The organism is Pseudomonadota bacterium (assembly GCA_039033415.1).
Classification (GTDB): Bacteria; Pseudomonadota; Gammaproteobacteria; order Xanthomonadales; family SZUA-38; genus JANQOZ01.
Map to the genome: position 1 here is coordinate 1 of JBCCCR010000020.1, position 21629 is coordinate 21629.

General features: G+C 60.3%; 14 protein-coding genes. 9 read left to right on the forward strand and 5 right to left on the reverse strand.

Translation table 11 applies throughout. The features are described from left to right. Together AAF358_16510 and AAF358_16515 are read left to right on the forward strand one after the other, a co-directional pair. Nucleotides 1-1860 (forward strand): hypothetical protein (locus tag AAF358_16510; protein ID MEM7707160.1); only part of this gene is annotated, 1860 nt, incomplete at its 5' end. A gap of 159 nt (nt 1861-2019) precedes the next feature. Next, nucleotides 2020-2430, forward strand: a complete 411-nt coding sequence (locus AAF358_16515; GenBank protein ID MEM7707161.1) for a hypothetical protein — start codon at nt 2020-2022, stop codon at nt 2428-2430. 43 nt (nt 2431-2473) lie between these two features. Here AAF358_16515 and AAF358_16520 read toward each other — a convergent pair whose 3' ends face one another. From AAF358_16520 to AAF358_16530, 3 genes are all read right to left on the reverse strand, one after another. Next, nucleotides 2474-8038: an RHS repeat-associated core domain-containing protein gene (locus AAF358_16520; GenBank protein MEM7707162.1), complete on the reverse strand. Its 5565-nt coding sequence runs from the start codon at nt 8036-8038 to the stop codon at nt 2474-2476. 155 nt (nt 8039-8193) lie between these two features. Then, nucleotides 8194-9231 carry a hypothetical protein gene (locus tag AAF358_16525; protein MEM7707163.1) on the reverse strand — a complete coding sequence of 346 codons (1038 nt, stop codon included), beginning with the start codon at nt 9229-9231 and terminating at the stop codon, nt 8194-8196. 226 nt (nt 9232-9457) lie between these two features. Beyond that, nucleotides 9458-10627: a cation:proton antiporter gene (locus tag AAF358_16530; protein ID MEM7707164.1), complete on the reverse strand. Its 1170-nt coding sequence runs from the start codon at nt 10625-10627 to the stop codon at nt 9458-9460. A gap of 141 nt (nt 10628-10768) precedes the next feature. Here AAF358_16530 and AAF358_16535 point away from each other — a divergent pair, with 141 nt between their 5' ends. The 6 genes from AAF358_16535 (at nt 10769) to AAF358_16560 (ending at nt 17275) form a co-directional block, all read left to right on the forward strand. Continuing rightward, nucleotides 10769-11815, forward strand: coding sequence for an NADP-dependent oxidoreductase (locus AAF358_16535; GenBank protein ID MEM7707165.1), 1047 nt, complete (start codon nt 10769-10771; stop codon nt 11813-11815). Next, nucleotides 11812-13038, forward strand: coding sequence for an MFS transporter (locus tag AAF358_16540; protein MEM7707166.1), 1227 nt, complete (start codon nt 11812-11814; stop codon nt 13036-13038). The genes AAF358_16535 and AAF358_16540 overlap by 4 nt, the downstream gene beginning before the upstream one ends. A gap of 79 nt (nt 13039-13117) precedes the next feature. Then, nucleotides 13118-13624: a hypothetical protein gene (locus AAF358_16545; GenBank protein MEM7707167.1), complete on the forward strand. Its 507-nt coding sequence runs from the start codon at nt 13118-13120 to the stop codon at nt 13622-13624. A 104-nt stretch (nt 13625-13728) separates the two neighbouring features. After that, the gene (locus tag AAF358_16550; GenBank protein ID MEM7707168.1) at nt 13729-14232 is read left to right on the forward strand and encodes a DUF4920 domain-containing protein; all 504 of its coding nucleotides are present in this window, start codon (nt 13729-13731) and stop codon (nt 14230-14232) included. A 49-nt stretch (nt 14233-14281) separates the two neighbouring features. Continuing rightward, nucleotides 14282-15292 carry a cysteine synthase A gene (locus tag AAF358_16555; GenBank protein MEM7707169.1) on the forward strand — a complete coding sequence of 337 codons (1011 nt, stop codon included), beginning with the start codon at nt 14282-14284 and terminating at the stop codon, nt 15290-15292. Nucleotides 15293-15445: 153 nt separating this feature from the next. After that, a complete protein-coding gene (locus tag AAF358_16560) occupies nt 15446-17275 on the forward strand; it encodes a DUF885 domain-containing protein (GenBank protein MEM7707170.1) in 1830 nt (609 codons plus the stop codon). A 110-nt stretch (nt 17276-17385) separates the two neighbouring features. Here the strand turns inward: AAF358_16560 and AAF358_16565 are convergent, their stop codons facing one another. Further along, nucleotides 17386-18156 (reverse strand): SDR family oxidoreductase, encoded by a 771-nt coding sequence (locus AAF358_16565; protein MEM7707171.1) that lies wholly within the window; start codon nt 18154-18156, stop codon nt 17386-17388. 80 nt (nt 18157-18236) lie between these two features. After that, nucleotides 18237-19388 (reverse strand): beta-aspartyl-peptidase, encoded by a 1152-nt coding sequence (gene iadA / locus AAF358_16570; GenBank protein ID MEM7707172.1) that lies wholly within the window; start codon nt 19386-19388, stop codon nt 18237-18239. Between the two features lie 357 nt (nt 19389-19745). On the opposite strand from iadA, the gene AAF358_16575 reads away from it, so the two are divergent. Beyond that, on the forward strand, nt 19746-21584 hold the full coding sequence (locus AAF358_16575; protein ID MEM7707173.1) for a hypothetical protein: 1839 nt from the start codon (nt 19746-19748) through the stop codon (nt 21582-21584). Nucleotides 21585-21629: the final 45 nt, after the last annotated feature.

Consider the following 21629-nt stretch of genomic DNA (forward strand, 5'->3'; position numbering starts at 1 on the left):
GCCGATCTGGATCCGGCGGAGTCGCTAGCTCACTACGATGAGCTGAACCTCCAGGGCCAGTCCGGAATCCTGTTCCCGATGTTCAGCGGCTGGGCCAAGAACGATCTCACCGCCGCCATCGAGCGCGCGAAAACCGTCACCAACCCCGCCGACCGACGCACCGCCGATCGCGCGATCCTGCAGGCCAACGCCAGCGCGCCGGCGGAGGAACTCGAGTGGATTGCCAGCCAGCTGGGTCGGTCGGGGCAGATCAGTAATCGAGCGAGCAACGAGGCCCTCGCGCGCAGGGCACAGACCGAACCCGAGGCAGCGGCGCGGACCGCGCTAGCAATGCAGAATCCGCAGGCTCGTCTAGAGTCGCTGGCCTGGGTGGTGAATACCTGGGCCGAAAGAGATGCTGACGCCGCCATCGCTTTTGTTCTCGACCTTGAGGCGCCCACAATGCGCGCGCGGCTCGGACAGGTTGTTATGGGCCAGGTCGCTCAGAGGTCGCCCGAAAAAGCGTTGCGTCTTGTGGATACCCAGCAGGGCCAGCAAAGGCAAATGATGGTTCAGACTGTGATCATGACGTTGGCCCGTACCAATCCCCAGAGTGCGCTTAAGCTGGTGGACACGCTCAAGACACAGCAGGAGAAGCTGGACGCATATAACGGATTGTTTTCTCAGTGGTCTCAGCTAGACCCAGCAGGCGCCGGGTTGGCGCTTGAGACGCTAACTGGCGTTCCGATCGACAGGAAATTCAGCATGGCCTCGCAAATTGCACAGGCTATGGCTAGCTCGGACCCTGAAGCAGCCCTGGAGTGGGCATGGCGCTGGGATGAGCAGGCAGGCAGCCCGAGTAGGCAACATATGTGGACCTGGGATAACGTCGTTCAGCAAATCGGAAACGCGGATCCTAATCGGGCGCTGGCTCTGGCGGCGGAGCTGCCTGAGAGTAGCCGACGAACGAACCTTGTACGCAACTCTCTGACCCAGTTGGCCGCAATCGATCCGCTGGCGGCTCTGGATCAGCTCGAGCAGGTACCTTCCGGACAACCGCGCAGGTCAGCGATGAGAAACGTCGTATCCAATTGGGCCCAAAGCGATCCGGTCATGGCCATGGACTGGGTAATGGCATTGGCCTCGGACCAGCGGCCAGAGATACTCCAATCCATTTCCTGGAGCGTGATCTCTAGCGACTTGGAGCTGGCCCTGGCTTATACCGATGATATGAATCCGCACGAGAAGGTCTCCTGGATCTCGCAGCTGATCGATGACTACGCGGCAAAAGATCCGCAGGCGGCCATTGCCTGGCTAGCCGAATACGAGTATTTACCGCAATACGGTGAGTGGCTGGGCACTGTCGCCCAATCGCGGATCGTTGACGACCCGCGCTGGGCGCTCAAGCTGCTGGACCGCATCGAGGAGCCCCAGCAGCTGCAGGCTGCGCAGCTCCAGATTATTCATACCTGGGTGCAGTTCGACCCGACCGCCGCGGGCAAATGGTGGCATCGACAGCCCGATGAGAATCGCGATTTAACGGTGCTGGGCGACCTGGTTGGCACATGGGCCTCCCAGGACCGCGATACGGCCCGCAAATGGGTTCTTCGCCTGTCAGACAATCGTGAGCGAGATCGCGCATTAATGGCCTACCTGCAAAGCGCCGGACATGATCAAGCGGATTACGCCAAGTGGACTCTCGAAATCGAAAACCCTGACCAGCGGTTCCAGGCCTACCAGCAGCAGCTCTGGAGCCTCATGAACGGCGATGCGTCACGGATCGACGAGTGGTTGCAGAATGCCCGCCTGGATTCAGACCAGAAGGCGCAGCTGCAGCAACAGATCGATGAGATGCAGCGCCAGCGACTCGGCACGATGTAAGGCTGGAGTGTTATAAGCGCCCGCGGCCGGGTAGAAGGCTTCGTAGCGTCCTTGCAGTAGGCTGATTTTGCTTAAGCGATTGAATTAACTCAGTAAAAACGGCCCTTATTTGGCGTTGGACAGTCTTCTGCTAGGGTTTTGATCATCCAGGAGACAGCCATGGCCAAAACCGCAACCGAAAAACTCAATCAGAAAAAACAGCCCAAAAAGGTGGTGCTCGAAAAAGACTTTGCCGGCATCAAGGCGGGTCAGCGAATGCTGGTGGGAACACCCAAGATGGTGGACGACTACATCCGCAAAGTGCCGGCAGGTGAAACCCGCACCATGCCCCGGCTGCGCCGAGATCTGGCTCGCCGCAATCGCTGCGACGCCACCTGTCCGGTATCCACCGCCATCTTTGTGCGGATTGCAGCCGAGGCCGCGCTGGAGGCGTTGGAAGGCGGGGCGTCAGCGTCGGACGTAACCCCCTTCTGGCGTGTGGTGGGCCCCGAAGATAAGATCGCCAAAAAGCTCCCGGTCGACAGCGAATGGATCAGCCATCAACGGGCGAGCGAGAGCTTGCAACCCTGACTCTCGCTTCTCGACCTGGTCACAAATCTGGGCGGAACATAGCCTAGTCATCACTTACGTTGCAGCCGGTGAGTCTCTTGAGGTCAGCGCCATCCAGGTCAGGCGGAAACGTGGCAAACCTCGGATCAAGGATCAGCTCAGCCAGCGGATCGAAATAGACAAAGTTGCTGGCTGACCACCCGGCGATATGGCAAGGGAACGCAAGATCATCGGGGTCTTCCGGATTGTTCTTGCCATAGTCAACCATAAATAGGATCGTATCCAGGAAGTTACTTTCCGCGTAGGCCACCGTCCCCGCGGGGTCGGTAAACCCGGTTGGGCTGTTCAGTACGTAGCGGTAAAAGTTGAAGTCACGGCCTCCGTGTTTGATCGGATCCTCCTGGGTGAAGCGTCCCAGCATTGGATCCAGGAATCGCCGGCGATTGTCGTACAGCCCAAGCTCCTCACTAAACGGGCGCGCGGCGTAGCGAATGGGCTCGATATTGGCCGGTGCAGCGCCCGTCTGGAGGTTGCCATAACTGTCGTAGTCCACCCAGCTCAGTACGTTGAAGGCCGCGTCGGCTACTCCTCGGACTGACCCCAGGTGGTCCTTCAGGAACCACCGTTCGCCGCTTCCTCCGGCCCGCCAGACGCCATAAAGCTCGTCGATTTCGGCTGGGTCGTAGAGGAACGATGCGCTGATCTCCGCAGCGCTGTCTGCGAACTCGGCGATACGGTGCTCCCGATCATGCAAGACCCAGGTTTTTTGTCCGTTGACCACCCGAAACAGCAGGCGATCTTCAAAGTCATACTCGAATTGAACCGTCTGGTCAGCCGGAGCACCCAGGCTTGGATGAACGGTACCCTGGACGAGGCGATTACGATGATCGTAGACGTACTCGTCGACCACGCTGGATCCGCTGTGCGTGCGCCGAATCAGGTTCCCAGCATCGTCATACTCGTAGCTGTAATCGCCGGCCACCGTTATACGGTTGGGCGCAGCAACCGTGGCCGTGGATGGGGCCAGATGTGAGGTCAGGCGATTTCCACCGACATCGAAGGTATAGCTCTCGTCGGCGTAAGAAGGGTCGGTGTGGGAGGCAGCGGTAATCTGCCCTTTCGCGTCATAGATGTAGCTAACGGTATTACCCGCATGCGACTCGCTGAGCACTCGGCCCTCGTCGTCTCTGGTGTAGGTAAGCTCAGCATTAGGGTGCAGCAGCACGTTCATGTCGTCCAGATGCCTGATGACCGAGACTCGGCTCTGACTGTCGTATTCAAACTCCGATACCGATACGGCGTCACCGCCATTAGTCCCGGTCAACCGCTGGATCCGTTGGATTGTTCCAATCGGATTGCGAAAGATCTGTACCTCGTTGTCGCTGCTGTCAGGATTCCGCCATGTCAGTCGTAGCGTCTCACCGCCAAACGACTCAGCGCCAATAGATGCCTGGGTATTGTTGTTGATGCCGACTCTTACTAGCGTTGGACTTTCCTGCTCTGCGGACCAGGTGTAGCGCACTCGCCAGGACTCCTGACCCGGCAGGATGTAGTCCACGTGGTCGATGCGCGGCAGGCGGCCGCGGAATTCGTGGGTGTAGGTCTCTCCGCCAACGGTATCGTCGACCCGCTCAAGGCCCGTCCCAGGGTCGTACGTAAAGACGATTTCCCGGATAACCGCGCCGCCCATGTCGTGCCAGCGTTCGTGAGTGAGGCGCTGGTTCGCGTCGTAAGCGAAAGTGCGCCGCTTCCCGTTACGATCAATATTTTCGAGGATGTTGCCGTTGCCATCCCGGCCATAGGATTCACTGTTGCTCAACTGGTCCCGGACTGAGGTAAGTCGGTCGGCATAGTCAAAGGTGTAGGTAGTGGTATTGCCGAGCGGGTCGGTGACGACGTTGGGATTGCCGTCTGGATCGTAGCTGGTCTGGACCATACCGGACTCCGGCAGGCTGATTTCCGTCGGGTTTCTCTCACCGTCGTAGAAGATCTGGGAAGTATTGCCTGTCCGATCGGTTCGCGTCTGCGATCCGTCCAGGTTTTCGACCAGGCTGGCCGTGTTGCCTGCCTGGTCCTGCTGCGTGTTGAGCAAGCCGCTGGGGGTGTAGCTGATGTCCAGGCGCCCGTTGTTGTCGGTTCTCTCTATAGGCAAGCCGTTGTTTTGATTCACGAAGTCAACCGTATAGCCGCTCGAATTGCTCTGTGACTTGAGAAAACCATTGGCATCGTGGTCGTATGCGATCTGGAAAGCCGGTGAAGTCGTTTGGGTCCGCAGTTGACCCGACGGTCCGTACTCAAAGGTGGATGAAACACCCGCCGCTGGCTCCTCGCTCAAACGATTGCCTTCATCATCGTAAGTGAACTGATCGACCGATCCGTCTGGACCCTCAAAGCGCGTGATGTTTCCGAACTCGTCGTAAGCGATGTCGAAGCGGTTGTTGCTGAAATTGGCCAAAGGCGGCGTCAGCCGGGTGGGGCGGCCCATGGAGTCGTACTGATAGCCCCATTCCTCGCCGCTTGCATCCACGAATCGGGTCTCCCGGTCGGGATTTTCGGGGTCTTCATATTGATAGGTCACCGTATTGCCACCGGCGTCCTCGATCAGTGTGATATTGCCCCGCCCGTCGTACTCGTAGTACGTCATATTGCCGCGCCGGTCGGTGATGGTCCCGCTGAAGCCCTGCGGATCAGAGTTCACTTCGCGACGCTGGCCGTTTTCGTCGATGGTCGCAAGAAGACGACCGCTGTCCGGGTCGTACTCGAAGCGTCGGGGCATCCTGCCCTGCGGATCCATCATCGTATCCAGATAGTGGGGGTTAGTGACCGAGTAGACATAGCTGGTGATGTTCATATCCGGGTCTGTGACGCTGACCAGATCGCCGTTGCCGTCGTATTCATAAGACCAGGTGTTGCCATCAGGGTCGGAGATGGCCGTGATGCGGCCCTGCCCGTCACGTGCGAAGTTCAAGGCCGGTCCCGCAGAATGCTGGATCCCGTCGGGATTGAAATTCAGCGTGTTGCCGTTTCGGTCCTCTGCACCCAGCATCCCCTTATCTTCGTGCACGGAATACCGAATGCCGTCAGGCGAGATCAACACGTAGCTCTCAGGGTTATAGGGCAACTGGATTGAGAACAGGTAAACGCTTCCGTCGTCCCTGACGCGCAGAAACTCCTGGTCTCCCTGGGGCACTTCAAGCTGAAAGTAATTTCCTGGATCCGGCTCGAACTGGACTCGGTGTGGGATGCCGGTCAGGGTTGGCTGGCCCGGAACGGCGCCGAACGTGAAACCGAGACGCTCGCCGGTCGGGGCGGTAAGGTAGACCCGGGTACCAATGCGAAAAGGCGTGGAGCCGAAGAGACCCAGAACGCCGGTATCCGGGACAGTTTCACCGATATCGGTTTCCTGGAACTTCAAACTCCAGCCGAAGCCGAAGTCGCCCTGCGTTTCAGCATCCAGCGAATCGTATACCCGTGTGATGACGAGCGGGAAACCCGCCAGGTTGATATCGATATCGGTGAACTCCAGCCGGTTGCGCCCCAGCTTGGCCTCGCCGACCACCTCGAGCGCTAGCGGCTCAACCCAGCCGAGGCCGATGTCGTTCTCGACCACGATTCGCACGATGTAGCTGTTGTTGCGCAGCAGCGTGGCGTCGAAGTTGGCGAGCACGGTCGGGGTGTCGACGGTGGTGTTTCCGGAGCCGATCCGGCGCCAGTCCGGAATGTTGGACCCCAGATTGTTGACATCAACCGTATCGGCTCTGGCGTACTCGACGTACCACTCCGACAGCGGTCTGCTCGACGCGATGGTGCCGACGATGTCGACGGTCATGCTGATCTGGTCACCGGCGGCTGGAGAATCGATGACCACCAGCGGCCGCAGGTCTTCCTCGGGAACGTTTTTGGCCACCACCTGGCCGAAAAAGGCGAACTGTCCGGCGCCGTTGACCGCGCCCAGGCGCACAAAATAGACGCCGTCGGGAAGGGTGCTGACCGGCACAACACCTGCCGTCTCGGAGAACAGGTCGCCTGAGCCGGTCGCCAGTTCGAGGTAATCCGGATCGTCGGCTGACAAATTCTGCGGGTCCACGCTGTCGACCGGCGCATATTCGAGAGTCCAGCTGCTGGGATCACCGGTAATGGTTGCAATGATGGACACATCGTCGGAGGTGCTGATGCCGGGAGCGGGCGAGACGATTCGAACCCGGGGTGCGTTAGGGTCATCCCGCGCGCTGCGGCCGGCCACATTCGGGTTGTTGGGATTGGTGCCATCGCTATTGAAAATGATGTAGCCAGCGGAACGCGTCACCGCCTGATTCGCCGTATCGGTGACGGTGGCTTCCAGCAGCAGTTCGCCCGGGTTGGTCAGGCTGATGATTGCCAGGTTGTCCGAATCCAGCGTGGTCGGCTGGCCGTTCACGAGCAGCGTCAGGTCCGCAACGCCCAGATCGTCAAAGGCGGCAACCTCGATCGTCGCACTTTCGCCGGCGCGCAGTTCGGGGGTGTTGCTCTCATTGTCGGTAAGCCCGATCGTGAGTGTCGGCGGCAGGTCCTGGGAGAAGCGACCAAAGTTCAATCCGTTATAGATGCGATTGGCAGCATCGATCGTAACGATGTGTGCATAGGGGTCCGGGTCGGCAAAATTGATGGCCTCCATACCGACCAGCTCAAATCCTTCGATGCTGCCAAGTTCGTCTTGCCCGATGGCACGGATAAAGTTGACGGGCCCTTCCAGGCCGACGCTCGCGAAATCCACGCTGATCGTATTGTCGTCTTCCGAATACAACCCGAGTGAGGTCATTTCAGCAGGGCTTGGCCCGGCCAGGATCTCCACCATTTCGCCTGCGGTCCGTCGCGAAAGGGAATAGACCAGCAGGTCCGGACCGTCTCCGTCGATCATCGGCTCGTCGAAACGGAGCGTAATCTGGGCGTCCGTCGCCAGACTCAGGAATTCCGTGCCCCGGCGGATGTTCGCCGACCCCACCACCGGACGTACCCCGATAGGCCGTAGAACCAGGTCCACTGAATCCAGGACTCTCGGCAGCGGACCCTCGGCGGTCCGTTCCCACTCTCCCGGCCATTCGCTCGCGGTTTTGCCATAGGGCACGTCAAAATCGCCCACCCCAGCCGGTGAGTGAATGTACTCAACCACCTCGTCCGGCAGGCGGTCCAGCGCCGGCGTTAGCCCGCCTTCCGGAAAGGTCTGAAACTCTGGCGGCGCCAGCAGCTGGCGTACGTGATAAATGCCGGCGCCCAAGCCCACAAATCGGTAAAAGCCCTCGGCATCGGTAATGTTGGTCGGTTCCCCTGCGTCCAGCCGGCCATTGAAATTGCTGTCCAGGTAGACCGTTACGCCGGGGCGGCGCTCGCCGTCGCTCAAGCTGCCGTCGCGATCAGGATCGAACAGCACCTGGCCGCTGATCGCGCCGCCGGTGAAACCCTCACCCTCAAAACTGTCGGCAAACAGGATGTCGACGAACCCTTTCTCGGATTCTTGTCCTGCTTCCGCGCTAAATCCACTCAGCGCGGCCAGCAATCCCAGCGTGCCCGCGAGAGTTGTTAGAGTCCGGCGCCAGGAACGAGAAGTCTCTTGGCCATTGGCCGCGTCCGACAGCTTCGATTTCAACTTCATAACGGTTCCCGAGTATTCTCCGAATTGTTTTTTATCGCGTTTTTTGCGCGGCCAGATTGGACATTGAGATTTAAACTCTCGGAAATTTCTGTCGGTAATCGCACGCGTTCGGCGGCGATGGCGGTTGGCTGGAAACGCCAGCTCGTCAAATCCGCTCACTGCGCATCAATCAGCATTTCACATAGTGGCGTATTGTCTTCGGTGAGACGCTGAATGGGGATGACGCCAGGTGCGGCGCCTTCAAGATCGTAGTGGACGGTGGCGTCACCACAACTGTCCCACTGAACTGTGAGAGTGCCACTTTGCGTCGGTGGACCGACAGCCGGATCTGCGGCGTCGAAACGGCCCCCTGCTGAGAGAAAGACATCCAACGCTGCGGTGTCGCCGTCGAACGGCCCCTGGGCGGTCAGCCAGCGATGGCCCGGATCTCCGATCACGGCTGAGGCACCTGCCGTCGGCTCAGACACGTCGTAGGTAAACCAGGCGAGAAACACGATGCCGGTTTCCTCCAGGACCGTCAGCAGAAAACCCTGGCCCGGCGTTGCGGGGTTGAACCAGGCGTCGTTCAGACCGGCATTCAGGAAAAACTGGCAGTCGCTGTCGTCTTGGTCGCGCAAGCCGTCACCGTCGTTATCCAAACCCGTTGCGCCGAAGCGGGCTTCCGAGCCGTCGCTGTTGCAGGAGTCGGCAATCGCGCTGATGGCTTCAAGATAGTTTGACGGCAGTCGCCGCTCGGGGGCGGGCGTCGGGTCTTTGTCATGGCACTGAGAGCACGTGCCTTGACCCACCTGCCGCTCGTGGTGGAGGCGCAGTCCAGCTCCGGCTCCGCAGTGAACTTCAGACCGCGGGTCTGTCGCAAGACCGGTACAGTTGCCGGTCACGTCCTCTTGTCGCCCGTGGCACCCAACGCAGCTCTTTTCAAAAGTCCCGTCATCGGAAAAGTTTGTGAATACGGGGCTCGGCGCCTCTCGGAGATGGCAAGCCATGCACTTGTTATCTACCGATGGCTGATGTCCCTCCATCAGATGTGTTCCCCAAGCGGTGCCATCATGTTGAGAGATATAGTCGCCCTCGTTGAAGGTGCCGTGACAGCTTTCGCAGCCGGAATAGTCGGGGCTGGCAGCCACCGGCTGGATCCAAAATGCGAGCAACCCCATCACAATGGCGTAACTTCCTATCCAACCTGCTTTCATCGTTGTGGCTCCCCTGATTCCTGATGCACTGGTGATTGAGGTATGTGATCTTTTGGTTTCGGTCGCATAGCAGACCCTGGTTCTCCGCAATTTCTGTCTATCGCGTAATTACGTGGCCAGGTTGGACATCGGATTTCAGAATTTCGGAATTTTGTGCCGGCTTTCGCATCGGCCCGCGGCTTTCGTACCGCCTAGTCGGCGGGTTCACCGCCCTGGTCGGGAAGCTTCAGTCGCGACGCAGGCGCGACGACGTGGCCAGTGGGGAGGGGTAGCGTGAGCCGATCCACGTGGATGAAACGATGAAGGTGAGGAGCATCGTGATCTGGATCAGGCTCGCCGCGGGATCGCTGATAAAGCCCGTTTCCAGCGCGAGCACCGCAATTAGCAGCGCAAATTCGCTGCTCTGACCCAGCCGCACGCCGATCTCCTGGGCCACCTTCGGTTTCTCGCCCTGGCGGCTCAGCAGCCACCGGAACACGGCCGGTTTGATTAGCAGGAGCGCCGCGGCCAGAACCAGGGCAGGGAGCAGAATGTCGAGCGCGCCGTGCATATCCAGGCCGGCGCCCACCGAGAAGAAGAACACCACCAGAAAGAAATCACGCACGGGCCGCAGGTTCTGCACGATAAACAGCGCTGCCGGACTCTGCGCCAGCGCGACACCCGCGACAAACGCACCAATCTCGTGAGAAAAGCCCAGCAGATGGGCAATTTGGGCAATCCCAAGACACCAGCCCAGCGTGAGCAGAAACACATATTCATGGATGCCGTCGAAGCGAGCCATGAGCGCGCGCAGCAAAAACTTTTCCACAGCCAGCACAAGGCCAAGCAGCAGCGGCAGGACCAGCAGCAGCCTTCCCAGTTCCCAGCCGAGCGAGGATGTGCGCCCGTAGCTTTCGAGGAGAAGGAGTACACCCACCGCCATGATGTCCTGAAGCAGGAGAATGCTAATGATGAGCTTGCCGGTGCGACGATGGTGCAGCTCGGTCGTCGGCAGCAGCTTTACGCCGATGACGGTGCTGGAGAACATCATTGCCGCGCCGACCACCAGGCTGTCGGCAAGGCTAAGACCGAGCGCCGCGGAAACCGCCCAGCCGACAACGCCAAACAGCGTGGAGGACAAGAGCGTCACAACCGTCGCTTCACCCAGCCGTTGCGCCAGCTCCTGAGGCTGGAGATCCAGACCTAGGATAAACAGCAGGAATACGATGCCGACCTGAGCCATCCGGCGGAACAGCTCGGGGTCCGCTACCGCGTCAGCGCCCCAGGGGCCCAGCAAAACGCCGAGCACAATGTAGGCGACGAGCAACGATTGTTTGAGATAGAGGGCGAGCGTGGCGGCCAGCGCGGCGCCGGCAAAGATCACAACCACAGAAAAGAAAATCGGATCCTCACCCATGCCAAGAGCTTAGCACCTCAATATTTCGGCAACGGCGCACTACGGGAGCGATATCCAGAAGTTATGGAGGTTCGCGGAATCGTAGGTATTCATTGGGAACGACCATGACAGGGCAGTCGACCATCGCGTACAGTTCCGGTCATGCAGATTCCCAGCGAGATGCGCCAGTGGGTGCTGGCGAGCCGTCCAAACGGGCTGGCCACAGAGCAAGACTTTCGGCTTGAGACCGTACCGGTGCCCAGGCCAGGGCCCGGCGAGGTGCTGGTGCGGACACAGTATCTGGGTGTTGCCCCAGTCATGCTGCGCTATATGACCAACAGCACCGACTTTGAAAAGGATCTTGAGATCGGTGACGTGATGCACGGGCGAGGCGTGGGGCTGGTGGTTCAATCCAACAACCCTCGCTGGCAGCCCGGCGACCTGGTCTACGCGCGGCTACGCTGGCGCGAGTACGCGCAGTTCGACGATGACCCTTACTACATCCCCATGCGGATGGCGCACCCGGACCTGAAGTGGTCTTACGGCGTTGGCACCCTTGGCAACAACGGCTTCACCGCCTTGGTTGGTATACGCGACATTGGCCGATTAGCCCCGGGTGACCGCGTGCTGGTTTCGGGTGCAGCCGGTGGTGTCGGGAGCAACTGCGCCTTTGTGGCAAAAGCGCTGGGGGCCTCCAAGGTTGTCGGCATTGCCGGAGGCAGCGCCAAGTGTGAGCTCCTGACGAACCGGCTTTCGTACGACGCCGCGATCGACTACAAGACTGATGGCGTGGAAGCGGCGGTCGATGAACATTTTCCAGACGGCGTTGACGTGTTCTTCGACAATGTTGGCGGAGAGCTGCTTGATCAGGTTATGGCGCGGATCCGGCGCCGGGCAAGGATCGTGATCTGCGGGCGGATCTCCGAATACCTCAAAGACCCGGCGGACTACCACCGCCACCGCAACCTCTATCGGATCGGCCTTATGGACGCGAAGCTGGAAGGGTTTTTTGTGGATGATTACCGGGCGCAATATCCGGAACTCGAAGGGGTGCTGGCAGACTGGATTCGGGCCGGTCAACTCGAGCCCTATGAGGACGTGATGGAGGGGCTGGAACAGATGCCGGCGGCGCTCATCGGCCTCTATGACGGAACCAACTCCGGTGTGCGGGTTGTGCGCATCGATCCCACCGCGGATCAGCGATCTTGACCCAGAGCGGTCCTGTGCGGGGCATGACCGGGCAGCCCTGGTATCCCTGGGCGGTTGCTCTTCTGGCGATGCTCACGGTGGTGGGCAGCAACGGGATGAGCAACTCAGGCTTGACCGTCTTCGACGAATCGCTCCTCAACGAGTTCCAGTGGTCGGTTGGCGAACTCAAGGTCCGCGATTCCATCAATTTTTTTGGCGCAGCGCTGCTGGTGTTTTTTGCGGGCTGGATGATGGACCGGGTTGGCTTCAAGCCGCTGCTGCTGACCGGGCTCGCCCTGCTTTGCGGGGTTTATCTCGCGTATCCATACGCGGAAACCCTGCTGGGCGTCTACGCATTGCATTGTGTGCTGGCGCTTGTGGTCACCTGCTCGGGAAACCTCATCGCACTGATCACGGCAGCGACCTGGATGCCTCACCGGCGGGGCCTGGCGGTAGGGATCGCCGTCGCCGGGACCAGTATCGGAGGCATGATCATTCCCCCGCTGGCGGCGACGCTCAACCAGTCCGTGGGCTGGCGAGAAGCCATGCAGTGGCTGGCGATTTATCCAGCGCTTATTTTTGTGTTGGTTGCCCTGGTCGTTCGGCCCCGCAAGGTTGCGCAGCGCGGCGATCCATCCCTGGCTGAGGGTCTCACTTTTGGCGAGGCGGCCAGGACCCCCCAGTTCACCCTGGTGGCCATCGCCGGCGTCTGCACGTTCTACGCGATCCTCGCGCTTTATTCTCATTTGTTTTTGTACCTGCGGTCGCTGGAGTTTGAACCGGTGACCGCGGCGCTCGGCTTGACGGTGCTCTCGGCCCTGGGTCTGACCGGTAAGCTGGGGGCGGGATGGGCGAGTGACCTGGTGAACCCTTACCACCTGATCCGATTCTGCATGGTGCTGATGCTGACCGGGCTGGCCATCATCGTCCTCGTGCCGGGCGCGATCTGGGCAGGGCTGGCACTAACCGGGCTCGGTTGGGGTAGCCTGCACACCCTTTACAACTACCTGCTGCTGGACCTGTTTGGTATGCGGGCTGCCGGCCGCATCAATGGATTTATTAGCGCCGGCGAATCTCTTGGCGGGGCACTCGGAATCGCCCTCAGCGGTTTCCTTTTTGACAAGGCAGGGGACTATTCGCTGGCGTTCGGCGTGATGCTGGCCGTAATGGCCCTCGGCACGCTGTCGACGCTACGCCTCCGTCCGGTTGCGGGCAGGCCCGAGGCTGTCGGCGCGGCCCATTAGAAGATCAAATTCGGCGCCACGGAATCCATGGGTTCGTGGCATATTGTTACCAGTAGCCAACCCGAGGGGAATATCCAACATGTACCGACACATGAAGCTTGGCGCCTCGTTACTGCTATTGGCGACAACCGCCGGGGCGGAGGTTGTGTCTTCCAGCGAAAACCACTTTGTCCTTCGCCACGAAGCCGAGTCGACGCTACCCCCTCACGCACTCTGGGATCGACTGATCCAACCTTCAACGTGGTGGCATCCGGACCATTCGTACTCGGGAAAGGCAGAAAACTTGTCTCTGGACCCGACTGCAGGCGGATTGTGGCGTGAGGATTGGGAAGGTGGTTCGGTCAGTCATGGACGCGTCCTCTATGTCCAGGAGGGAAAGACCATTCGACTCGAGGCGCCGTTTGGTCCGCTGCAGGAGCTTGGCGTTTACGTCATCTGGACCATCAACATCAGCGAAAACGAGGATGGTTCTACGGTGGTGTTTGACGAGGTGGCGAATGGTCCCTCGACGGCAAACCTCCCCACCATGGCCAAAGCGGTCGACGGTGTGAAGGCTGAGGCGATTCGCCGGCTCACTATGCCGTAGCGACGGCCTGGCAGCGGAGCGTGGGGTAGTCCGTACCACTGGTTTTTAGTCCTGGAATTCACTAAGGTTTCGGGATCCTTCTTTACTGCTTTTCAGGACCCGATATGCTGAACCTGCGAGCTCCGATCGCCTTAGCTTATGCCCTCGCCGGCCTTCTGCTCACTGCCAGCGCCAGCTTTGCCCAGGAGGCCGTACGTCTATCAAAGCCAGTGGCCGTCACGGCAGAACATGAAACGTTCGGGGCGCTGCTGCCCGAAGGTGTTGCAGCCACCACGCTATCATCGGTGATGGGCAGCCCGGAGGATCATCTGGGTACCACGGTGGTCGTCAATACCCGGGTGGATAAGGTCTGTCAGAAGAAAGGCTGCTTCTTCATCGCTCAGGACGGTGAGTCAATGGTACGGGTGTCGTTTGTGGACTACAGCTTCTTTGTCCCCACCGATATCGCCGGAAGACAGGTGACGCTCGCCGGGGAGCTGACGCCGCGAGAATTGACGGAAGCTGAGGCCGCGCACTACCGCGAGGACGTTGGCGGCGCATCAGGCGGAATGGAAGCTGGGCTCGTCTACGAAATCGTCGCCACCAGCGTTCAGGTGCCGCGGAGCTGAGCGGAAACGCCCTGGCCCACAGCGGTTGGGCCAGACCAAGCAATCTCTGATGTCCGATACTCATCAAGGCGTCCTCGGCGCCATTGGCAACACGCCGCTGCTGCGCCTTAACCACGCCTCGGCCGAAACCGGCTGCGAGATTTTTGGCAAAGCGGAGTTCCTCAATCCAGGCATGTCGGTCAAGGATCGGCCTGCGCTCAACATGATCCTGGAAGCCGAGCGTCGGGGGCAGCTCAAGCCCGGTGGGCTGATCGTTGAGGGCACCGCAGGCAATACGGGGATTGGCTTGGCGCTGGTTGCAAACGCGCGGGGTTATCGCACCCGCATCGTCATGCCAAACACCCAGAGCCAGGAAAAAGTTGCCTTTCTCAAGGCTTGCGGCGCAGAGGTGGTGCAGGTGCCCGCGAAGCCGTATTCCGACCCGCAGCAGTATCAGCACGTCGCACGGCGATTGGCTGAGGAGCTGGCTGCCGAAGAACCGGCGGGCGTGCTGTTCGCCGATCAGTGGAACAACCTGGACAACCGGGCTGCCCATTTCGCCACGACGGGTCCGGAAATCTGGCGGCAAACTGACGGGGCGATAGACGGATTTATCTGTGCGGTGGGGACCGGCGGCACGCTTGCCGGCGTTTCCACCTATTTGCGGCAGCAGAAGAACAACGTAACGATCGGGTGCGCAGATCCTGCTGGCGCAGCGATGTACCACTTTTTCACTGGCGGCGAAGCCAAAGCCACCGAGGGCGGCAGTGTCGCTGAGGGTATTGGCCTTGGGCGTAAAACGGTGATCGTTGAGGACGTGTCGGTAGACGTAGCCTGGACTATCCCGGACACGGAGTTTATGCCGGTGCTTTTCGACCTCGTGACCCGGGAAGGGCTGCTGCTGGGGGCGTCTGCGGCGCTGAACGTGGCTGGCGCCCTTCGCCTGGCGCGAGAGCTGGGCCCCGGCCACACCATCGTCACCATTCTGTGCGATAGCGGCGCCCGCTATCAGTCCAAGCTATTCAATCCCGAGTTTCTACGCAGCAAGGGCTTTGACGTTCCGTCCTGGCTGGAGGACTAAGGACTGCTTAGGGGAGTGGTGGAAGCCTGGCGCGGGCACCGACCTCAACGGTCATCTGAGAACGGTTTCCGCGAGTAATGGCTGGTGGGCTATGGCTAGCTGCCATTCTTGCGTTATCGTTCGCTACCTTATGTGCCCATCGGTTGCTGCCTTATGATCAAGAAGACCCTGAAGTGGTTCGGCGTAAGCCTGCTGGCCATCCTGCTTGCCGGCGGCTCGTTTGTCGCCCACGAGTGGTATGCGGAAAAGCCTTTCTTCGCAAACAACTTCTACAACCGCTCCTTCCTCAAGTTTGTCCTGGAAAGCCCCCAGCAGCTGACCAGCATGGGCATGCTGGAAAGCATCGGCATCAACGGCCACAACGCTGAGTGGGACGACGCCTCGATTGCTGCGGGCGATCGCCAGTTCGAGTTCCTCGATGAGGTCATGACAAGCATGTCTCGCTATACCGACGACGAGCTGTCCGAAGACGAGCTGATCTCCAAGAAGATTGTGATGGAGCTCCTGGGCGACCCCGAGGAGCAGCGGCGCTTCCGCTTTTATGGCTATCCAGTCAACCAACTCTCCGGGCTGCAGATTTCGCTGCCTCGCTTTCTCGACACTTTCCACGAGGTAACGACCGCAGAGGATGCGGAGCACTATGTCGCAAGGCTTTCCAAGCTCGACATGAAACTCAACCAGGCTATGGAAGGGATCCAGCGGCGGGAAGAGCTTGGAATCATCCCGCCGATGTTTGTCATCGATAAGTCAGTCCAAATCATGACCGAGTTCGTTGAACAGCCGGCGACTGAGAACGTGCTTTACGTTTCCTTCCGCGACAAGCTTGCTAAGGCTGACGTAATCGACGAAGCACAGCGGGAAGTCTATCTGGCCCGAGCGAGCGCCGAGATCGAGAACACGGTCTATCCGGCCTGGCGAGGTTATATCGGCTACTTCACAGGACTGCGCAGCAAGGCGACGAGTGATGCAGGCGTTTGGAAGTTTCCGGACGGGGAGGCTTACTATGCTTCTCGCCTGAAAGAAAACACGACGACGGAGATGTCGGCCGGCGAGATCCATCAGGTCGGTCTGTCAGAAGTCGACCGCATCCAGGGTGAAATGCTGGCTATTCTGGAAGCTCAGGGCTACGACCGGTCGCTGGGCTTCACGGAGCTGATTAACCAGGTTGCGGGAGAGGATCGCTTCTATTACCCGGACACGGACGAGGGACGAGAGCAGATCCTCGACGACTACCGGGGGATCATTGCTGAAATTAATGCGGGCATTATGAGCGTCTTCCACTCGAAGCCCCGGGCGGCCGTCGAGGTTCGTCGAGTCCCCCAGTTTTCTGAGAAGACCTCGCCGGGTGCCTACTATACCGGTCCGTCCATGGACGGATCCCGGCCGGGAATCTTCTACGCCAACCTCTATGACATCAAGGCGACGCCGAAGTACGGCATGCGCACGCTTGCTTACCACGAGGCAGTCCCCGGCCACCATTTCCACATCGCCAGTCAACGGGAACTCGAGGGTGTGCCGATGTTCCGCAAGCAGATCGGCTTCACCGCCTATGCGGAGGGCTGGGCGCTGTATGCGGAGCAGCTCGCCTGGGAAATGGGCTACGAGAAAGACCCGTGGGACAACCTTGGGCGTCTCCAGGCCGAGCTGTTCCGGGCAGTGCGCCTGGTCGTCGATACGGGCATCCACGAAAAGCGCTGGACGCGAGAATCCGCCATCGAGTACATGCTCGCGAATACCGGGATGGCTGAGTCCGACGTTGTCTCTGAGATCGAGCGCTACATTGTGAATCCGGGTCAGGCGACTGCCTACAAGGTGGGCATGATGGAGATCCTCCGGCTGCGCGAGGAGGCCAAGACGGCGCTGGGCGATCGCTTTGATCTTCGCGATTTCCACGAGGTAGTCCTCAGGAAGGGTGCCATGCCGCTGTGGCTTTTGAGAGATCGCGTCGAGGACTGGATCGCGGCGGGTGGGGGCCGTGTCTGAGGGAAACTCCGGCCTCTAGTAGCGTCCTGCAAAGTCCGGACGGCGGCTAGCAGCAACAGGGGTGGATGAGAGCTTTGAAGTTCCGCCCCTGCTGGTCGATTGACCTTTTGTCAGGACAGTGGCGGCAGCCCGGCTCGCTTCCTGCCATCAGGCGTTTTCAACGAAAAGTCAGTCCCCGCATATTCGGCCGCATCATCGCTGCAAAGATACTCCAGGGCCTTTGCAACCCACTCCGCGGGGATATGTGCATCGGGCGAAAGCTGGCTCACCGGATTCACGCCGGAATCGCGGATCGACACCTGCATTTGTGTGTCCACCGTCCCCGGGCTGATGCCCAAGGTGCGGATTCCCTGCTCGGCGTATTCCTTGTGGGCGCAGGCGGTCAGCATCAAAACCGCCGCTTTGCTCGAACAATAGTGGCTCCAGCCTTCCAGCGCGGAAACCGCTGCGCCAGAGCTGACGTTGATAATGACGCCGCCGCCACCTTGGAGCATCGCCGGAATGGCAAACCGCATTCCGTAATAGACGCCTTTGTAGTTGATATCGGCGATACGGGCCCACTCAGCGGGGTCGCTGTCGGCAAGCCGGGCGATAGGGTCGATCAGCCCGGCGTTGTTGACCAGAACATCCAAGCCGCCAAATTTCTCGACCGTTTGTTCGACCAGTCCCTGAACCTGTCTTAAATCGCCGACGTCGCAGGGCACAGCGATGGCCGTGCCGCCGTCGTTGCGGATCTCCTGGGCCAGTGATTCGATCGACTCGGCACTTCTGGCGGCGAGCACAACGCGGGCGCCGCGGTCGGCAAAACGCCGTGCCGCCGCAGCGCCAATGCCGCGGCTGGCGCCGGTGATGATGGTGGTTTTGTTTTCTAAAGTGCTCAAGCGCGTGGTATTCCGTTTGTTCAATAGTTAAGGCGCAGTCTAGCCCGCTTGGCATCGGGCTCGTCGTTTGATTTGACGGATTAACACAGCACCTCACCGCCCCGGAGCAGCCACCGGCCGCGGCACATCACGTCGGTCAGGGTGAATGTGTCCGGGTCCAGCAGCAGCAGATCGGCATCATGGCCAACCCGAACCTGGCCTTTATGTGCCAGTCCGAGCGCGCGGGCCGGGTTGCGCGTCATGGCGGCGAGCGCGACCGACATCATTTCATCCGATTGGTTTGCGGCGTCGCGCAGAGTTTCCAGCAGTGAAGATGGTGGCGCGGGCTGCAGCCCAATCAACTCGCCGTTTCTGTAGTGAGGCAGCGAGCCGCCGGCGTCAGAGGACATGGTTAACCGTTCCGCCGGAACGTCACTCGCCAATGCTTCTCGTAGCGCACCGAGAGCCGGGACCTCACCGTCAGCGATGAATTCCGGCGTTGTCGAGACAGTAAAATCAATGACGCCACCAGCCCGGGCATAGTCCATGGCTTCGCCAAAAAGCCGTTGGTTTCGGTTGGCGTGCGTTGGATAAAACGTGGTTATGGGCAGGTCGCTGCCCGCAAGCGCATCGCGAAGCGGCGAGAGCCCGGTTTCGCCGTCGCCGACATGAACCAGGACGGTGCCGCCCTTGCCGGCGACGATGCCACCGACGCGTGAATCAGCCGCGATGCGACGCAGCTCGTCAATTGTCGGCGCGGAGGATCGATGATCGGAAATGGCCACTTCACCCACACCGATCACGGGGTCGATCAGAATCAGGTCGCGCATCACCTCGCCCGTCAGGGTCGCCGGCGGAACGCGATAAGCACCGGTATACATGTGGGCATCCACGCCCTGAGCGCGCAGCGCCATGATGTGGCCAAAGAGTACGTCCATGCTGCGGGTGACCGAATCTGTCCCGAGCGCACCAACCGGCGTGGTGATGCCTGCCTGAGCAAATGCCGCTGCCGGCAGCTCCGGGGTTCGGTTACCAAAACCGCCCTCACCACCGCCGCCGCAGGGGTGGGTGAGCGCGTCAATCAACCCCGGCATCAGAAGGCGACCACTGGCGTCAACAATTTCCACCTGTGAGCCCAGTAGCTCGATTGATGGCTCCATGGCGGCGATTGATCGTCCGGCAATTAACAGGTCGTGCCTACCTTTTGGCTCTGGCGCAAAAACCTCTGCGTTGCGAATCAATATCGGTATCACTGAGCTGTCCTCTGTGCGAACTGTGGCGAGAGCCGTTTGTTGTTAATCAATACCGCTAAACGTCGTCGCAAGGCGACCTGTTGATTTGGGCGTGACGTTACACCTGAGGTGCCGGCATGAGCATTATCGGTGGACAAGTGCGTTGCTGGGTTTGCCGTTCCTGGGCTGTAATGATTTCATATTTTCGCTGCCGGCACTCGAGTAAAGATCCGCACGGACCGTTCCCTAGTTACCTGCGACAATGATAGCGATGCCGATTGTGCGCATTGCGCGCGAAACTGTGGTTTCAGCTCTCATCCGGTTGTTAAGGTCCTTGGCCTCACTGTAGCCTGATCTGATCAGTCTTGGAGAAGCGACATGGGTCGACTTTGGGTAGCGCTGTACTTTGTCCTTTCAAATTCGCTCGTCGTCGCTGCACCGGCACCTCAGGAAGTTTTGTCGCTCGTCAACTCCCCCCTGGTCGAGCACGGTGCGATCGTCACTGAGTTCGGGGTCTATGTGACGCGCAAAACCGGTCGCTGGGGCGAGTCGGGACGATCGACCATCGTCCGCCTGGCACGGGGCGCAGATACCAGCGTCTTGAGCACAACGGCGGCCTTTGCCGATCCGGATGCCAACGAATCGAGTCCCTATTTTGAACGCGCGTCAGGTCGGCTGTGTTTTCTGTCTGACCGACCGCATTCGGATCGCGGTCGTGATCGAACTGACGCCGATATCTGGTGCGTCAGGCGTGAGGCCGGCGGCTGGACCGTACCCCGACCGCTGCCGGAGCCGGTCAACACCCCCGGCCGCGAATACAGCCCAGTTCTTAGCGCCACGGGTTCGCTGTTTTTTGCGTCTGACCGAGAGGGCGGCCTGGGGCGGGGTGATCTGTACGAAGCAAAGCCGGACGACGACGGACATTGGGAGGTCAAAAACCTGGGCCCGGCGATTAACCGACCCACGGGTGAGTGGAACCTGGGCCTCAGCCCCGACGGCTCTCAAATGATCTTCGAGGCTTCAAGTCGGCCGGAAAATCTCAGCATTCCCGGCGACCTGTACTTCAGCACTCGTAACACCGCTGGCTGGCATCCGGCGGTGCCGCTATCGCAGCTCAACAGCGGCGGCAGCGACCTGCTGCCGCGCTGGCTGGACGGGGAGACGCTGCTGTTCGCCAGCTCTCGTAAGGGGGGTGGGGATGTGGACATCCTGGTGGCGGAGACCAGTGATTGGATGCCGGTACAACCTGTGCTGGCGGCGGTGGCTCGTTCGAGCGGTGAGCTGGTGTTGCTCGATCCGCTAACACTCAGCGAGCGCAGTCGCATACCCGTCGGCACCGGTCCTCACGAGCTTGCGGCGAGTCAGGACGGGCGCCGAGCGTTGGTGCCGCTGCTCGGCATCTATCCAGAACCCCATCAAGAGCCGGTACAAAAGCGACCGCCGTTTCTAGCGACGCCCAGCGAGGGATTCTCGCGCGTCGATTTGGCGACCGGCGAGATCACCCGTTTTCCCCTTCCCGGGTGCGCGCGGCCTCATGGCGTTGCCGTCGATGCCCAGGCGGCCCGCGCTTGGGTAACGTGTGAGGCGGAGGGCATGGTGCTGGAGCTATCGGCAGAAGGTGCCGACGTGTCCCGACGGTTTGACGTGGGAAAGGGTGTCCACAAGGTGATCTACCATCCCTTGATCGACAGCCTGGTTACCTCCAATCCCGAAACGGGCGAGGTGCATCGAATTCACCTGGCCGACGGTCGCATCGAGACTGCGGCCAGCGGACCTGGAGCGGAGGGTTTGGTGCTCAGTCGTGATGGACGCCGGGCGTGGGTAAGTCAGTCGGGTGATGGAACGGTGTGCCGGCTTGCGCTCGAGGCGCTGCGTGTCGACTGGTGCCAGCCTGTCGGCGGCGGGTTTCCGATCGCGTTGGCCCTGCTGCCCGACTTGGGTCAGCTGTGGGTCTCGCGCCTTGCCAGCGGCAGCATCAGTATCCTTTCAGCCGAAAGTGGCGAGTTGCAGTATGAGCTGACGCTGCCGTCCGGCGCCCTCAATCTTGCTGTCAATCCGGCACACGGACTGGTGTATGCGGCACTTCCGCGGCGCAACGAAGTCATCGCGATCCGGGCTCAGAGCCGCGAGATTGTGGCAACGGGGATTGGCGTGATGGAGGTTGATGACCTGGACCTGATTGCCTGGCCTCACCCAGACAGTAGTCCGGACACTTGACTGCTGGGCCGGCCAATCCGATCAACAAACGACCGGAAATCTGAA

Bases quoted from the DNA above. Each gene is read 5' to 3' on its own strand.
- AAF358_16515 (MEM7707161.1), top strand. From the start codon at position 2,020: ATGGCCAAAACCGCAACCGAAAAACTCAATCAGAAAAAACAGCCCAAA.
- AAF358_16520 (MEM7707162.1), bottom strand. From the start codon at position 8,038: ATGAAGTTGAAATCGAAGCTGTCGGACGCGGCCAATGGCCAAGAGACT.
- AAF358_16525 (MEM7707163.1), bottom strand. From the start codon at position 9,231: ATGAAAGCAGGTTGGATAGGAAGTTACGCCATTGTGATGGGGTTGCTC.
- AAF358_16530 (MEM7707164.1), bottom strand. From the start codon at position 10,627: ATGGGTGAGGATCCGATTTTCTTTTCTGTGGTTGTGATCTTTGCCGGC.
- AAF358_16535 (MEM7707165.1), top strand. From the start codon at position 10,769: ATGCAGATTCCCAGCGAGATGCGCCAGTGGGTGCTGGCGAGCCGTCCA.
- AAF358_16545 (MEM7707167.1), top strand. From the start codon at position 13,118: ATGTACCGACACATGAAGCTTGGCGCCTCGTTACTGCTATTGGCGACA.
- AAF358_16550 (MEM7707168.1), top strand. From the start codon at position 13,729: ATGCTGAACCTGCGAGCTCCGATCGCCTTAGCTTATGCCCTCGCCGGC.
- AAF358_16555 (MEM7707169.1), top strand. From the start codon at position 14,282: ATGTCCGATACTCATCAAGGCGTCCTCGGCGCCATTGGCAACACGCCG.
- AAF358_16560 (MEM7707170.1), top strand. From the start codon at position 15,446: ATGATCAAGAAGACCCTGAAGTGGTTCGGCGTAAGCCTGCTGGCCATC.
- AAF358_16575 (MEM7707173.1), top strand. From the start codon at position 19,746: ATGGGTCGACTTTGGGTAGCGCTGTACTTTGTCCTTTCAAATTCGCTC.